This window comes from Zhongshania aliphaticivorans (assembly GCF_902705875.1).
GTDB lineage: Bacteria > Pseudomonadota > Gammaproteobacteria > Pseudomonadales > Spongiibacteraceae > Spongiibacter > Spongiibacter aliphaticivorans_A.
The window spans coordinates 135,887-151,960 of sequence record NZ_CACSIK010000003.1 but is presented as its reverse complement, the minus strand read 5'-3'; the positions used below and the strand labels follow the sequence as shown (position 1 = coordinate 151,960).

Genomic DNA, 16,074 nt, shown 5'->3' with positions numbered 1-16,074 from the left:
GTGTCTGATTTAGGCGAGTTAATCAGATTACGCTGTAGTGATGATGTTTTCGTCCAAGATAATGGGAGCCTATATTAATGTCAGATTCTAATAGTTATACCCCGCCGGCGGTGTGGAAGTGGGATAATCAAAGTGGTGGAAAATTCAGTAATATTAATAGACCAATTTCCGGTGCGACCCATGATAAAGACCTTGCTGTTGGTGAGCATGCATTGCAGCTGTACTCATTGGCAACGCCAAATGGTGTAAAAGTCACGGTGATGTTAGAAGAGTTATTGGAGTTGGGGATCAGTGCTGCAGAGTATGATGCCTACACGATTAATATTGGCGAGGGCGAGCAGTTTGGCAGTGGGTTTGTGGATATCAACCCTAACTCTAAAATTCCTGCTTTAGTTGATCACAGCTTAAATCCCCCCCAGCGTGTCTTTGAGTCTGCGGCGATCATACTGTATTTGGCTGAGAAATTTGATGCATTTTACCCCGGCGACATTGCTAGCAGAGCGGCATGTCAATCATGGCTTATGTGGCAGCAGGGTAGCGCGCCATTTTTAGGGGGTGGTTTTGGTCACTTTTATGCTTATGCGCCCGAAAAATTTGAATACCCCATTGATCGTTATAGTATGGAAGTGAAAAGACAGCTAGATGTGTTAGATAAACATCTTGCACAAAATACCTATCTCTGTGGTGATAGTTACACCATTGCTGATATTGCGACTTTTCCTTGGTATGGCGCATTGGTTAAAGGTTATCTCTATGAGGCAGCTGAGTTTCTCGATGTGGCGTCATATACCCATGTGATTCGCTGGGCGAATTTGATTGCTGAGCGTCCGGCGGTTAAACGTGGGCGTCGTGTCAACCGAGTTTGGGGGGCAGAGGACGAACAAATGGTGGAGCGTCATAGCTCAGCTGACTTTAGCTGATTTTTTAATAATTAGGCGTTGAGAATGAGTTTGTATACTAGGATTGCATGTCGGCAGTTAGCTTAATAGAAAAATATACTGCTGATATGTATTTTCACTGCTTGTGCTCTGAGGTGATGTAGCGATATTTTGATAAATTATAACAAGCAATATTAAGGTTGGGATGACTAAATTTCGACGTTTTAATTTTCTTTCACTCATTGACCCTCTGCTTTCAAAAGCAGAGGGAGGCGAAGCGCGATTAATAAGGCATCGTTTTGTTGCTAGCTTGATTCTAAGCGTCATGTTTTATATTTCGGTGTTGGCGATTGTGGCAAGTTTTTTTTTGCCGCTGGGTGAACAAGGTTTAAATATTGTCCGGGCATTCTTTATTGTTTCTGGACTTGGCGCCTTACTCTCTATTTATATTTTAAGGGCGTTAGATAGGCGTGTTTTTGCAATTAATACCTTTATCGCTTTTCTCGGTTTAGCTATTTTATATTTGGCATTGATGACCGGAGGAATACTCTCTCCCGCCTCTATTTGTTTAATTATTATTCCCGCTGTGGCTACCTTAAGTATTGATTCTCGGGCGGGGGTGATCTGGGGTGGTTTGGCCTGCTTGTTTTGGACTTTACTTTTTGTCATGCCGTATATTGGCGTAGAAATGCCGCAATTGATGCCTGAGGTCGATGATCATATGGCGTTTTACTTTTGTATTATTACTACTCATACGTTTATTGCCTTTGTGGCACTTTATTATGAAAGTACCTCTAAGGCCTTACGCCTTAATTTACTAAAAGAAAAACGTGAATATTTTTATCTGGCTAACCATGATGCTCATACAGGGACGATTAATCGTCGCCATTTTTTAGAAATTTTGGAGCAAGAGGTGGCGCGGTGTGAGTCGAGCGATGATTCATTCTGCTTGTTCTTTATCGATCTAAATGATTTCAAAAAAGCGAATGATGAATTTGGCCATGATTATGGCGATCAGATTTTGGAAGTGTTTTCGCGTAGGTTGCGGCACCGTGTGAGAGCGGTCGATACCGTTGCTCGTATTGGTGGTGATGAGTTTTGCGTGATTAGTCGTGATATGAAAAACGAAGCAGATGCTAAGCGAGGTGAGCAGCGTTTTGATTTGATTTTACAAGAGCCTCTGGTACTTGCGGAAGGCAGTTATACCCTTAAGGCGAGTATTGGTTGGGCGATTTATCCAGTGGATGCCAAAGATTCTAAAACTCTTCTTAAGTTTGCTGACCAAAGTATGTATGAGGCAAAACGACGAAATAAAGCGGCTACGGCCCTATAATGAGTTTGTTAGAGGTTTGCCCCGTACCTTGAATATAGATCTAGTAAGACGGGGCAGTGATGGCACTGCGTATTACACCCGAGATATTCTACTGAGTACGGCCTTGAGATAGCGGGTTTCAGGAATTGCAGCGTGAACAGGGTGGTCGGAACCCTGCATACCTTCAGCTAGAATTTGGGCATGACGATCAATATGGCGGGCAGAAGCCCGCACTAGGTCTAGCAGTTCTTCTCTTGGCATATGCATAGAGCATGAGCCAGAAATTAAAAAACCATCATGGTTGAGCAGTCGCATGGCCATTTCATTTATGCGGCGGTATGCAAGAATCCCTTCTTTTTGATCTTTTTTGCGTTTAATAAAGGCTGGTGGATCAACAATAATAATATCAAAACGCTCATCTGCCTCTTTGAGAGACTTTAGGGTAGTAAAGGCATCGCCTTGCACAGTACAGAGTTTGTCAGCCACGCCGTTGAGTTCGGCATTTTTGTGAACCATATCTAAAGCTGATTCGGAGATGTCCGCACACCACACATCGGTGGCGCCAAAGACGGCGGCCTGGACACCAAAGCTACCAATGTAGCTAAACACATCTAGCACGCGTTTGCCGGGTGCGAGATGGCGGAGCCATTCACGATTAGGGCGTTGATCATAGAACCAACCGGTTTTTTGTCCCTCAGCTAAGGGCGCTAAAAAACGCACGCCATTTTCAATTAATTCAACTTCGCTGGGGACATCTCCGTAAGCTGTGACGACCTCTAATTCCAAGCCCTCAAGCTTGCGAACGGCGGCGTCATTTCGAAGTAGGATAGACTGTGGTTGCAGCATGCGTACAAGGGCTTCAATAATAATGTCACGCATGGCGTCCATGCCGGCGGTATTGAGCTGCACGGATAGGTGGTCACCAAAACGATCAACAACTAAGCCAGGAAGCAAGTCGCTTTCGCCGTAGATTAGGCGATAGCAAGGATGGTCGAATAGGGCTTCTCTCAGTGCAAGTGCAGATTTGATTCGTTTTTTGAAAAAATTAACGTCAATGGTGCGCTCGTCGCTACTGAGTAATCGGGCGCAAATCAAAGACTGAGGGTTTACATACGCAAGCCCTAAACTCTTGCCTTGCTGGTTCTCAACTATGGCATGCTCGCCAGCAGCAAAATTACGCAGTGGGGTCGCCGCAGTGTCTACCTCGTTACTGTAAATCCATAAATGACCGCTGCGCAGACGTTTGTCTTCGTTTTTAGCAAGGCGTAGGCGTTGTAATGTCATTACTAGATTCCGTGGGCGGTGGCATTGAGGGTGGGCATTATCGCTGATTGCTTCGAGGGGGGGAATACTAAACGGCGATGCCGGCCAAATCAGCAGTGAGATTGCAGCTGTGGTTCGCTAACTGTTGTTAGTTGCAAGCGGTGTGGCGGCTGTGTCCGCGAGTTCACTTTGCTTGGTATTAATATAGTCGTTAAAACACTGTTTTAGGGTTTCACTGTGGGTTTTAAAATCGGTGTAGAGTAGCTTAATCATGCTGGTATCATTATCTTTAGCTGCGCGCTCTAATTTTGCGGCACATTGATGTAATTGAATGCCATGAAGCTGCCCGGCACTGCCTTTGACGGCATGTGCAATCGAAATGATTTCTTCTAGATTTACTTCTTTGTAAGCACGTTCTATCTCTATCAGCTGAGATTCAATTTGTTCACAAAATAAATGCAACAATTTCAGTAGTACCTTAGGTCGCCCCATGGCGCCCTCTAAGGCCTTGTCACTCAGCCATATGGCGGTTTGTTGGTCTTTATCCTTGTTGCTGGCTATGTTTTCTATGGGCTCAGGGATTGCCGGCTTGGCGAGCATGGTAACGTCTTTGCTGTTGATTGGGAGCCACTGTTGTAATTTATCGATTAAATCGTCTGGCGAGAAGGGTTTAGGCAGGTAATCGTTCATGCCAGCGCTAATACATTTTTCTTTGTCGCCGGCCATCGCATTGGCGGTGAGGGCTATGACTGGAATAGAGCGATAATTGTCCCCAGCGCTGCCGTTTCTAATCATCTTGCATACTTGATAGCCATCCATTTCAGGCATTTGGCAGTCGAGTAATATAAGTGAATAAGCCATATCTGGGTTTGAGTTTTTAAGCTTCTCTAAGGCTAAAACACCATTTTCGGCGATGTCGGCGGCTAGACCAATTTCATTGAGCGTAAACAGCCCTACCTCTTGGTTGACGGGATTGTCCTCTACTAATAACACTTTGGTGCCTGACATAGTAGTTTGGTTTAGTGTATTCCCTGCAGCTAATGTCGGTGAAGCTAGGTTTGAATTTTCCGGTCTGCCTGCTTGGCTTGCTGAGTTAGGAAAGCGTTTGTCACTTGCTTGTAGTCTGTGGATTGAGACAAGGTCAGCGTATGACAAGGGTTTCATGAAATAGCCATTTATACCGGCGGCCATAAGGCGTTCAGCATTATTGATGCTGAGGTTTCCAATTAGGACTAAGGTTGCAGAGCTAAAATCAGGATGAGCTCTAAGTGTTTTGGATAATGTCAGAGTAGCGTCAAGATCGTTATTATCTAGCCCGATGATGACCAGTGTCGATAATGGATTTTGAGGCGGCGTACTGGTGGATTGATAGAGTGCTTCGGGGGCATCTAGAGACGTAACATTGTCTCCCCATTGCTTGAATTGATTGCTAATCGCTGATTTCAGTTCGTGATTACGGTCAATAATATATACATTTCTTTTGGCTGTGTTTTTCAGTGTTTGGTCTGTGCTATTTTGATCTTTGCTATCTTGCAGATATACACTAAAAGTAAACGTACTTCCTTCTTTATACGTGCTGGCAGCAGATATGCTCCCGCCCATTAATTCGCATAAATTCTTACAGATAGAAAGGCCGAGCCCCGAGCCGCCGAACTTCCTCGTGGTGCTAGCGTCCACCTGAGTAAAGGGCGAAAATAGACGTTTCATTTCGCTGTTGGGGATGCCTACACCGGTGTCGGTAACTGCGCAGTTTAGGATTAATCGTTGATTTTTTTGCCTGAGCCCAACTCGAACAATGATGGAACCCTGCGATGTAAATTTGATGGCATTGGCTAATAAATTAGTAATAATTTGGCGGAGTCGAGCTGGGTCACCGCTTACCCAGCTTTGTTTTACCGCACTCTGATCAATGATCAGCTCCAGTCCCTTTTCAGCGGCGCCTAAGCTTTGGCTGGCCATGACGTCATCAAGTAGATTTCTAATATTAAAAACAATATTTTCAAGCTGAAGCTTGCCCGCATCTACTTTTGAAAAGTCCAGGATGTCATTAATTAACCCCAATAAGGATTGCGCACTGTTTTTGGCAACGTGGACTTTGTGTTCTTGGTCTTTATCTAATGTTGATGTTTCTAGTAAATTCAGCATGCCGAGAACACCGTTCATCGGCGTGCGAATTTCATGACTCATGACGGCTAAAAATTCGCTTTTAGCATGTACTGCTGCCTCGGCTTTTTCTTTGGCATCAACCAGTTCATCACGCACTTTCTTACGAGTATCAATATCTTGAACAGAACCGTAAATGCGGGTACAGCGCTGGTGTTTAAATTCGGCCTGGCCAGTAACTTGAACCCAAGTTTCTCTGTTGTTGGCGGTGCGTATTTTGATTTCTTCGCTAAAGGGTACTCCTTCTTCCATGGATTCTTTAAAGGCGTTGTGAATACGTTGGTGTGAATCAAGCGTGGAATAGAAGTCTTTTAGGTTAGTCAGGTTGGGAGAAAAATCGTCTGAAACTTTGAAGATTTTCCGCGTCATTTCTGACCAATATAATTTATCGGCATCGACAATGTATTCCCATGCCCCGACCCGTGCTTGCGCTCCCATAGAGCGCATTAAAGACTGTTGCCGCTGCATGATTTCTGCGGTTTTTTTCTGGGCGGAAATATCTTCAATAATAGACCAAACATAGCCGGATCCAGAGTCGTCATGGATCAATACGCCGCTCAAGCGAACTGGAAATTCGCGGCCATCTTTACGAATATAGTTGCGCTCATAAGGGCCGTAGCGACCAGTTTTTTGTAGCGCCCTTAGTTGATACTGCTCAGCTTCGTCTTTATTTTTAGCGCCTAGCTGCCAGTCTTGCATTTCAATAAATTCATCACGACTATAGCCAGTGCTTGATAGCAAGGTATCGTTAACCTGCAGGAAGTTACCGCTTTTGAAATCACTTAGTGCGATGCCAATTGGCGAGAGGTCAAAAAGGTTGCGCAATAAAATATTGCTGCGATGACGGCGGGTGATCTGCAGTGAAATGATAATAATCATCGAGTAGATGAACAGGCCGCAAAGAATAAGATAGGTGCGGACTGTTTTGACGTTTTTGGCTAGTGTCGGCCAGCCATTTTCAGGGATCCCGGCTAGCTCCCATTTGTCTCCTGACGGCATGGTTAGCTCAGCCATAACGGGATTTTGGTCGGTATAAAAAGAGGCGTTGTTACCAAAAAAAACCGCTGAGCTGTCATTGGTGATTTTGCGGATGGCAATATTTAAGTCTGAGTTTGTCTCCAGTAAGCCGCTGGCTTCATAAAGACTTTGTAAATCGATAACTGCAGAGATGGTTCCCCAAATCTCTTGCCTGCTTGAAATCGAATTTGGCAATAAAACGGGTAAGCGAATGACGAGACCTTGGCCGCCTTGGATAAGTTCAAACGGACCGGAAATAACAGTATCTCCGGTTTCCCGGGCTCTTACTAGGTCTTTGAGTTGGTCTGGACGATCGGCAAAGGGAAAATTGATTGCGCTCTCATTGCCTTCAACGGGATAAATGTATTTCAGGGTCAAGTCGCGTGTTGCGCTAATGTTTTTTAATTCTACACCGCCGTCGAATAGCGGTTTGGCAAATTTGGCAAAGCTCTGTTGATCGATACTCGGGTTTGTATTGACTGCGGATACCATTGCTTTTGAGGTTTGTACATTGCTTGATAAGCGGCCTTCTAGGCGCGCCGCAATGATAGCGAGGGTGTTGCTGGCTTGCGTACGTTTCTCTAAGCCGTAATTTTGGTTGTTAAGCCAGTCGATATAGCTTCCAATGGCAATAATGGCGATGGCTGAGCAAGTCAACAACGCTCTCTGCGGCCATTTACGATTGCTAAGATAGGGGTGATGTCGCCCGTGGAGAGGCTCTTCTGCGTTCTCGCTACGATCATGTATTTTAGGCGGCGCTAGCAGAAATTTCACTCACTGGCTCTCAGTATCTTTTGCTCGTGGCTATCCTTATGAATAGCCCATCCTACGGGTGAGTTGGTCTTTCTTATATTCGTATTTTCCCTAGGGGGGTATCACGCTGCTTTAATTTGCTGGTAGCGGATGTTGAGCGGTCTTTCTTACTTGGGTTTCTATACAATGTTGTCTATATGAGTGATGCATGACAGCGAGGTGAAAGTGACAATCTGGGTAGATGCTGATGCGTGTCCGGTTGTGGTACGGGAAATATTGTTCAAAGCGGCAGTGCGTACACGTGTTGCTTTGACTTTGGTTGCGAACCAATTTGTACGTGTTCCACCATCGCCGTTTATTTCCGCCATTCAAGTGGCCAGTGGGTTTGACGTGGCTGACAATGAAATTGTCTTAAGGGCTCAGGCTGGAGATTTAGTGATCACGAGCGATATTCCCTTGGCGGCTGAAGTGATTGAGAAAGGGGCCTTGGCCCTTAGCCCTCGGGGCGAATTACTGACGGCGGATAATGTACGTGGGCGACTCATGATGCGAGACTTTATGGATACAATGCGTTCGTCGGGGGTCCACAGCGGTGGCGCGGCGGCATATAGCGCAACAGACAAGCAGGCATTTGCCAACCAGTTAGATCGCTATTTGGCTAAGCAGTAGTTACTGTAGGTTTTATAGTTGTATTAATTGCGTCAAATTTTGACATAACTTACATCAGGGTTATTTATAAAAGGTTGGATTAAGTTTATGTCGCGCGTGCAGTTAGTAACAATCACAGTGATGGCTATGGTCGCATTTGCTGCCAACTCCTTGCTATGTCGCGAAGCGCTGGCATCCGATTATATTGGGGCTGCGAGTTTTACCTTCATTCGCATTGGGTCTGGTGCGGCAATTCTTGGGGGGCTGCTGCAGCTTAAATTTCGAGACCATAAATTGGGCGGAAATTGGTTGTCCGCTATGGCCTTGTTTGCTTATGCGGCGGCATTTTCCTTTGCTTATATCAGCATGAGTGCTGCGACGGGTGCCCTATTACTTTTTGGCGCTGTGCAAATAACTATGATTGTTTATGGCTTATGGGCGGGTGAGCGGCTTAATGCGTTTCAAGTGGCGGGTGTTGTCTCTGCCTGCGGGGGGATTATTTGGCTTATGCTGCCGGGAATAGAAGCCCCGCCATTACTGGGGGCCTTGCTTATGCTCGGAGCCGGTGTGTCCTGGGGTGTGTACTCTATTCTGGGGCGAGGAGCTTTAGATCCGACGGTTGCCACAGCAGGTAATTTTATTCGCGCGGTGCCTTTTGTTTGCATACTGTTATTGGTGTTGGGGGAGGAGGCCAGTAGTGGTCTTGGCGTGGCGTATGCCATTGCCTCCGGTGCTTTGGCATCCGGTGTGGGGTATGCGCTCTGGTATAAAGTGTTACCCGCTTTAGCGGCAACAACCGCGGCGACAGTTCAGTTAAGTGTGCCCGTTATAGCCTCATTCGGCGGCGTATTATTACTTGGCGAAGCGATGACCTTACGATTTGGCTTGGCGTCTATTGCGGTACTGGGTGGTGTCTTATTATTTCTAATGAGCAAGCAGAAAAAGCCAGTTGAGGCCTGAAATCTTGGCTCGGGGTGGGGCTTTTGGGGTCTATTTTAAGGGTTCAATAAAACAACCAAACTCTCTATCAAGCTCAACACTAAAGCGATGGTGGTTAGCGCTGGCATTGATCGTGTAGCGGCGAAAACCGGGAAGCATATTGATGGAATTTATCACTGTATCGGCAGCAAGTGGAATATCTAGGGTGGTGTCGAGAAGTCGATTGTACTTGCGTGTTTTTACGGTGCCGGCCTGCAGCCCTTGGGTAAAGCAGTCTAAGGCAAGCATGTAATTTGCTATTTGTTTTTCATTGTCATTTTTAACTGTCAGGGCGCGGTCTGTATCGATTGTGGTGTCCTGATATTTTATTCGTCGTCCTTCACTGCTATTGCAGCTCACCTCCTGTGCTGAGGTGTTGGTATGGCAGCTCACCATATTGTAATAAGTGAAAAATTCGTCCTGTTCGTGATCGCTGAGTTTTATTTTCCGCTGTGTTCCAGGTCCACTTTCGCAGCTGGCAATAGGGCGTTTGCTGGCCTCAATACCAAAATGTTGGACAAGTTCCTGAACTGCCTTGCTCAGGAGCTGCTCAGTAAAAATTTCGCTGTCTTCACAGTTAGCGGCAAAACTGCTTGTTGGTGCGATGAGGAGTAGGGCAAAAAAAACACGCAGGAACATAGAGATTGCTTTCATTTTGGTTAATAGCTAAACGCGAGCGCGCTGCCCGTTTGGGCAGTCGCGCAGTGGGAGCTTATTGGGCTCTGTCGGGTAGGGTGATATTGAGTTCCAGCACCGAGCAATTGCCGTTGTTATCGAGTTGAACTTCAACTTGATCTTGATTTACGTCGACGTACTTCCTAATTACTTCGAGTAATTCCTGTTGTAATTTAGGTAGATAGTCAGGCTTATTACGCTGGTTGCGCTCATGCGCCACAATAATTTGCAGGCGTTCTTTTGCGATGGATGCCGTGTCTTTTTTTGCGCTGCGAAAATAATCGAAGATGCTCATGCGCTCCTCCCAAATAGCCGTTGAAATAGGCCTTTTTGCTCTACGCTCATAAACCGGTGTTCTACTTCTTCACCTAAAAGACGGCTCACTGCATCGGAGTACGCTTGGCCCGCAGGGCTTTCGGTGTCGTGAATGACGGGAATACCCTGGTTAGATGCTTTGAGTACGGTTTCTGATTCTGGGATAACCCCTAACAGCTTGGTGGCAAGGATCTCTTCGACATCTTGAACGCCAAGCATTTCACCTTTGGCTACTCGTTCTGGGTTGTAGCGGGTTAGCAGGAGGCACTCTTCTACGCGCTCGCCTTGCTCGGCGCGACGAGATTTACTTTGTAGTATGCCAAGAATACGGTCAGAGTCGCGTACTGATGAGACTTCTGGGTTGGCGACGACGATGGCTAAATCAGCAAAATACATCGCCATAAAGGCACCGTGTTCTATACCGGCGGGAGAGTCGCAGATAATATATTCAAAGCCATCGGCGGCAAGTTCATTCAGAATGCGTTCGACGCCTTCCACGCTTAGTGCATCTTTATCGCGTGTTTGAGAAGCCGGTAATATGGATAAATTCTCTACCCGCTTATCTTTAATTAAGGCTTGGCGAAGGTTGGCCTCGCCATTGATGACATTGACGAAGTCGTAAACGACTCGGCGCTCACAATTCATGATGATATCGAGATTGCGCAGGCCAATGTCAAAATCGATGACAACGGTTTTATGGCCGCGCATTGCGAGGCCGCTACTAATAGCCGCGCTGGTTGTGGTTTTACCCACACCGCCTTTTCCTGAGGTAACTACAATTATTTTGGCCAAGGCTATCATCCTTTTTTGGTCGTGATTAAAAACGTAAGTTTGTTGTTTGGTGGTGTCAGACTAAGGGTTCAATACAAAGTGATTGTTCACTTAGGCTAGCGTGAATCGCTGACTTCCAATGATCTTGGCGCAGATCTTCGTCGACTTTAAAGTTGCCCGCAATAGATATTAATTCTGCTTCTAGGCTTTGGCAAAATATCCGTGCAGTGGTGTCGCCGCGTACACCCGCTAGCGCTCTGCCGCGCAATGCGCCATAAATATGGATATTACCGTCAGCTAATACTTCTGCACCGGCCGATACCGAGGCCATGATAATAAGATCGCCACCCGGTGCGTAAACTTGTTGGCCAGAGCGAATAGGTGTGGTGATAACTTTGCTCGGGCTGTGACTGAGTGCAGTTTGTTGGCTGGCTGAGTCAATGGCTTCATCTTGAACGCTATCAGTGGCCGGCGCTTCTTGTGCGGGAGCCGCTGGTTCTGGTGCTGATTTTACCCGGCCGACGGGCATAATCGCTAAATTTAGTTGTTTGGCCTGTTCTTGTAGCTCGGGATTGCTATTGCGTAAAGCTACCGGCAGCAGTCCATGGGATACACAAAGTGAGACTAACTCTTCAATGCGAAGGGCATTGATGTCACCGTCAAACTCTTCAAAGCTAAGTACTACGGGAGTCTGTTTGAAAAAGACAGGCGCTTCTGCGGCCTTTTCCTGCAGCTGCTTAGCAAATTCGTTGTGGTCGTATCGTGTGATTTCCAAAAGGGTGAGAGGAAACAAGCCTCCTTTCAGACGAAAAGCGGCGGCTGAGGGTGCTGACTTACTGGCTACGGACTTTAATAGTGGCAATCTGCTTTCCTAGATACGTGTTGATATTAATGTGTCTTTCTTTTGGTTTTTGCTGTGCAGGTACAGCGCGAAGCTTAAGTTTACTCGCTTCGCAGGTGTTTATGCGACATATAACGTGATTGAGTCTTAGAGTAAGAGATCGTGACGATTGTTCAACGGTTTTTCAAGGTGTGACGAAGATCTATTTCATGCTTGCGGGCAAGATTAAATACGTGAGCACCCTTTGGTCGTTGCACAGGTAATTAAGTTGCAGGGTATTCCTGTCGTTATGTAAAACCCAGAGGGCAGGATCAAAGCGGAATGTTAGGGTTTGTTTGCTTGGGTCGATGCTATGCAGCTTGGCGGCGCTAAAACCAAAATATTGCTGAACATAAGGGTAGAGGGCCTTGTAGATAGCTTCTTTGGCAGAAAAACACAGGCTTAGGCCCAGCGCGGGTGAGAGTTCATTTTGGGATAGTAGGCTTGATTCAGCTTTATCAATGATGCGAGATTGTAAGCGTTCTACACGGGCATCATTAATCATATCTTGAGCGTCGATACCAATGGCGGCAACGTCAGTTTTTAACGCGGTAATACATGCTGCGTAGTCATTGGTGTGGGTGATGCTCCCTACTAAGGTGCTGGGCCACTGGGGGCAGCGCTTAGCATCGGCACGTAAAGTAAATTGATGTATATCGAAATAGCTCATGGCCTGGGCGGCAAGGTAGCGGCCAGCAAAATATTCAGCTTGGCGTTTGGGGCTGGCGCAATACATGGCTGGGGGGCAATACACATCATGCTGATCATAAAGTGCCGAGTTAAATAGGCTTTTATCGAAGTTTGCACTGGCTAACACAGCGGGTGAGAAGCTGTGTTGGTTAATTTCGGGCTGAATAAACTTGGCAAAATCTGCTTCTGCTGCGCTGATCACGGCGATATACCGCCTAGGATTTCGCCTAGCTGCGTTGGGAATTGGCTTATGCGTAAAGGGATCAAATGGAGTGAGCCATTCTAAGTTTCTCAAGTCTGTACTCTGATTTTGCCTTAGTGGCTGCAGTGTCGCAATGTCTGATGGGTCACATTTTTGATCATCACTATTTGACCCGCTTATAGTGCTACTACAGAATGAATACAGTTGTTTACTAATAATAGCGGGTGTGGTCACTAAGGTGCCGAAATGAGAAGTGCAGCATGAATGGTAAGCCGGCATTGATTGGAAAAAATGGCCAGCCGACGTTTGGTCTGTTTGAGACTGGCGTCAATGAGGTTAATTTTCAGGATTATGATTTGCGTTCTGCCATGGACCGTAAATTAGGTGGCCTTGCCAAGCATTTTAAATTTAATCAGTTCCAGTTTGTTGCCTTAGTCAGTCCGCAGCTTATTGTCGGTGTGGCTATCGTCGACCTTAAATTGGTCAGTAACGCCTTCGTATATTTGTATGAGCCACAAACTCAGGTTTTTGAAGAGTTTAGTTTTACACAGCCCTTGGCTCGACAGACCAAGATCGAGACCAGACCAGAAGACGGAGCTGCTAGCTTTCGATGTGGCAAAAATCAGCTGTCAATAAAAGCGCAGGCTGGTCGTCGTGAGGTAAGCGTTAGCTTAAAGAGCGGCTTAGAGATATCGGCGAGTATTGATGAGTCGAATACGCCGCCCTTGGCGCTTTGCAGTCGTGCAGGGTATCAGGGTTGGGTTTATACCCGAAAGAATGCGGCAATGCCCTGTGAAGGGCATATTGTATGGGGTGGTAAAGACATAAACCTAGCTGAGATTAAGGCCTTGGCGTCGGTAGACTGGACTGCCGGCTATATGCGTGGAGAAACGTTTTGGAACTGGGGGAGTCTGTCGGCGAGCTTGGCTGATGGGCGTAGGTTGGGAATGAATCTCGCGGCCGGTGTCAACGAAACGGGCTTTACTGAAAATGCCTTATGGCTTGATGATCGACTGATTAAAGTCGACATGGTGAATTTTGAATTTGACCGTTATCAAGCATCCAGCCCTTGGCGTATGCGCTCGGCGGATGGCATTGTCAATATAGTGTTTACGCCAAAGGGGCAGCGAAAAGAAAAAATTAATGCCCTGTTTATCGCGTCTAATTTCACTCAGCATTTTGGTGTGTTTAACGGTGAAATCCGACTTGCTGATGAAGTCATTAACATTAATAACTGCTGGGGTTTTGCAGAAGACCATTTTGCTAGGTGGTAGCGACAACACAAAGTTCTCGCAGTGATAAGTCCGGTGTGGTGACTAGATGGCCCAGCATTTCCCCTTATGTCACGCGATCACTGAACTCGATTAAATGACGAAGGCTGCGTGCAACTAAATAGTAACGGCAAATATGTGAGTTTTTAAATACTGAAAAGGTGGCAACAATATGGCGGTAATAAAGTCTGGGCGTTACGCTCTTGGCAGTTTGGTATTGGCGGCGTTGGCTGCCTGCGGCGGCAGTGGCGGTGGCGCAGTTAGTGCGGTGACCGATGAAGTGGAAGTCCAAGCGACCGCAATTGAAAGCTCGGTCTCTGATGCACTTACTGCGGGTGAGCCCATCGATGGTCAGTATATCGTTTTACTGAATAAATTAGATTTACCGTTAATATCAGATTTACCGCTTTTAGGGGTGGTCACAGATTTGCTGGCAAACGTTGGTGGGACTTTATTGGGAAGCTTTGACAACGTAGTGCGTGGCTTCGTTGCACAGCTCAGCCCAGAGGCGGCCGAATTATTGGCGCAAAACCCCTTGGTTAAGTTAGTGGAACAAGATCAGACGGTAACCATTGCCGCCACACAGAATAATGCCACTTGGGGTCTGGATCGGGTCGACCAAGCTAGTCTGCCTCTAGATGGAAGCTACCAATACAACAGTGATGGTAGTGGGGTGCATGTTTATATCGTTGATAGTGGCATACGTACTAGTCATCAGGAGTTTGCCGGGCGTGTTGGTGCGGGTAGAAATTTTGTGTCCTCCGGCTTTCTTTTCTCAAGTACTGACCCAGCGGATGTAGAAGATTGTAATGGTCATGGTACCCATGTTGCGGGCACAGCAGCCGGTGCTACTTGGGGTGTTGCGAAAGGGGCAACGGTTCACCCTGTTCGGGTGTTGGGCTGTGGTGGAACGGGTAGTACTTCTGGTGTTATTGCGGGCATTGACTGGCTGGCAGCTAACTACCTTAGCCCGGCCGTGGCCAATATGAGTTTAGGTGGCTTTAGCAGTACTGCACTTGATGAAGCGGTTCAATCGGCTATCGCGGCAGGTGTAACTTTTGTGGTTGCAGCGGGTAATGACAATACCGATGCGTGTACTGGGTCGCCTAATAGAATTGCGGAAGCGATTACGGTTGGTTCTACAGTCTCTGATGATAGTCGATCTTCATTTTCAAATAAGGGCAGTTGTGTCGATATTTTTGCTCCTGGCTCAGCGATTAGTTCAGCGTGGTATCAAAGTGATACCGATACCAATGTGATTAGTGGCACCTCTATGGCATCGCCACATGTGGCAGGGGCTGCTGCATTGATTTTAGCTCAGCAGCCATCAGCGAGCCCTGCAGCTGTTTTTGCACAGATTGTTGGAGAAGGAGTTGCGGGTAAATTAAGTAATATTGGTACCGGCTCACCAAATTTATTACTGCAAGTTTCCAATGCTGGTGACGGTACGCCTACAGACTTCCCGCCCACAGCAGCTTTTACGTATAGCTGTGTGGATTTAGAGTGTAGTTTTGATGGTGGAAGCTCGACCGATGATAATGGTGTTGCAAGCTATCAATGGAATTTTGGTGACGGTAATTTTGCAAGTGGTGTGACGCCTAGCTATACCTTTGATGCCGCGGGAAGCTATGCAGTGGCCTTAACGGTGACGGACACTGGCAGTCAGCAAAATACGGGCGTACAAACCGTTGTTGTTACCTTGCCTGGTAGCGGCCCTTGTCCGGAGTGCGAGCAAACTAGTGGCACACTGAGTGCGACCAATGCACAGGTTTATACGCCAAGCAGCAGCGGTTTTTACAGTGATGCAGGGCAATTTAGAGCCTACTTAGAAGGCCCAGCAAATACCGATTTTGATGTGTACTTGGAAAAACTCGGTGGATTTATATTCCAGTATTGGTCTGTTGTCGCATCGGGGGAGACTAACGGTTCGGACGAGGCGGTGAGTTATGACGGCAGCTCAGGTACTTATCGTTGGAGAGTGAAATCTTTTAGTGGTGCCGGTGATTTTATTTTGTACACCGATAATCCCTAATAATATCTTCCAAGCGTAGATATGAAACCCAAAAAACGGCACCATAATGGTGCCGTTTTTTTTGGATTTAGATTTTGCATTTTTGTTAGATTTTTGAGCCCTGCACTACGATGGGTAAGCGTTCAGATCAGGGGTTTTGTTAGGCTTGAGCGTGACGTTGAGAGTGTACTGTCAAATTTGTGCACAATTATGGTTTGATCGTTGTTGTCATTGACAACATCAGTAG

General features: G+C 46.6%; 13 protein-coding genes. 6 read left to right on the top strand and 7 right to left on the bottom strand.

Annotated elements, in window-relative coordinates; genetic code table 11:
• Positions 1–77 precede the first annotated feature (77 nt).
• The gene (yghU, locus tag AELLOGFF_RS15800; RefSeq protein WP_159269892.1) at positions 78–920 is read left to right on the top strand and encodes a glutathione-dependent disulfide-bond oxidoreductase; all 843 of its coding nucleotides are present in this window, start codon (positions 78–80) and stop codon (positions 918–920) included.
• Positions 921–1,083: 163 nt separating this feature from the next.
• Complete coding sequence (locus AELLOGFF_RS15795) at positions 1,084–2,211, top strand: GGDEF domain-containing protein (RefSeq protein WP_159269891.1); 1,128 nt, start codon at positions 1,084–1,086, stop codon at positions 2,209–2,211.
• Positions 2,212–2,283: 72 nt separating this feature from the next.
• On the opposite strand, the gene AELLOGFF_RS15790 is transcribed toward AELLOGFF_RS15795, so the two are convergent.
• Both AELLOGFF_RS15790 and AELLOGFF_RS15785 read right to left on the bottom strand, forming a co-directional pair.
• On the bottom strand, positions 2,284–3,474 hold the full coding sequence (locus AELLOGFF_RS15790) for a class I SAM-dependent rRNA methyltransferase (RefSeq protein ID WP_159269890.1): 1,191 nt from the start codon (positions 3,472–3,474) through the stop codon (positions 2,284–2,286).
• A gap of 117 nt (positions 3,475–3,591) precedes the next feature.
• On the bottom strand, positions 3,592–7,407 hold the full coding sequence (locus AELLOGFF_RS15785) for an ATP-binding protein (protein ID WP_159269889.1): 3,816 nt from the start codon (positions 7,405–7,407) through the stop codon (positions 3,592–3,594).
• 204 nt (positions 7,408–7,611) lie between these two features.
• Here AELLOGFF_RS15785 and AELLOGFF_RS15780 point away from each other — a divergent pair, with 204 nt between their 5' ends.
• Together AELLOGFF_RS15780 and AELLOGFF_RS15775 are read left to right on the top strand one after the other, a co-directional pair.
• The gene (locus AELLOGFF_RS15780; protein WP_159269888.1) at positions 7,612–8,055 is read left to right on the top strand and encodes a YaiI/YqxD family protein; all 444 of its coding nucleotides are present in this window, start codon (positions 7,612–7,614) and stop codon (positions 8,053–8,055) included.
• A gap of 87 nt (positions 8,056–8,142) precedes the next feature.
• Positions 8,143–8,994 (top strand): DMT family transporter, encoded by an 852-nt coding sequence (locus AELLOGFF_RS15775; protein ID WP_159269887.1) that lies wholly within the window; start codon positions 8,143–8,145, stop codon positions 8,992–8,994.
• A gap of 30 nt (positions 8,995–9,024) precedes the next feature.
• On the opposite strand, the gene AELLOGFF_RS15770 is transcribed toward AELLOGFF_RS15775, so the two are convergent.
• From AELLOGFF_RS15770 to AELLOGFF_RS15750, 5 genes are all read right to left on the bottom strand, one after another.
• Entirely contained in the window at positions 9,025–9,651 is a 627-nt protein-coding gene (locus AELLOGFF_RS15770) for a hypothetical protein (protein WP_159269886.1), read from the bottom strand.
• Between the two features lie 73 nt (positions 9,652–9,724).
• The gene (gene minE, locus AELLOGFF_RS15765; protein ID WP_159269885.1) at positions 9,725–9,982 is read right to left on the bottom strand and encodes a cell division topological specificity factor MinE; all 258 of its coding nucleotides are present in this window, start codon (positions 9,980–9,982) and stop codon (positions 9,725–9,727) included.
• Positions 9,979–10,794 (bottom strand): septum site-determining protein MinD, encoded by an 816-nt coding sequence (minD, locus tag AELLOGFF_RS15760; RefSeq protein ID WP_159269884.1) that lies wholly within the window; start codon positions 10,792–10,794, stop codon positions 9,979–9,981. Before minD ends, minE begins: the two co-directional genes overlap by 4 nt.
• Positions 10,795–10,849: 55 nt before the next feature.
• Positions 10,850–11,635, bottom strand: coding sequence for a septum site-determining protein MinC (minC, locus tag AELLOGFF_RS15755; RefSeq protein WP_159269883.1), 786 nt, complete (start codon positions 11,633–11,635; stop codon positions 10,850–10,852).
• Positions 11,636–11,816: 181 nt separating this feature from the next.
• The gene (locus AELLOGFF_RS15750; RefSeq protein WP_159269882.1) at positions 11,817–12,545 is read right to left on the bottom strand and encodes a 4'-phosphopantetheinyl transferase family protein; all 729 of its coding nucleotides are present in this window, start codon (positions 12,543–12,545) and stop codon (positions 11,817–11,819) included.
• 260 nt (positions 12,546–12,805) lie between these two features.
• Between AELLOGFF_RS15750 and AELLOGFF_RS15745 the strand changes: the two genes are divergently transcribed.
• Positions 12,806–13,819, top strand: coding sequence for a DUF2804 domain-containing protein (locus AELLOGFF_RS15745; protein ID WP_159269881.1), 1,014 nt, complete (start codon positions 12,806–12,808; stop codon positions 13,817–13,819).
• Between the two features lie 169 nt (positions 13,820–13,988).
• Positions 13,989–15,848 carry a S8 family serine peptidase gene (locus AELLOGFF_RS15740; RefSeq protein ID WP_159269880.1) on the top strand — a complete coding sequence of 620 codons (1,860 nt, stop codon included), beginning with the start codon at positions 13,989–13,991 and terminating at the stop codon, positions 15,846–15,848.
• The last annotated feature ends 226 nt before the right edge of the window (positions 15,849–16,074 follow it).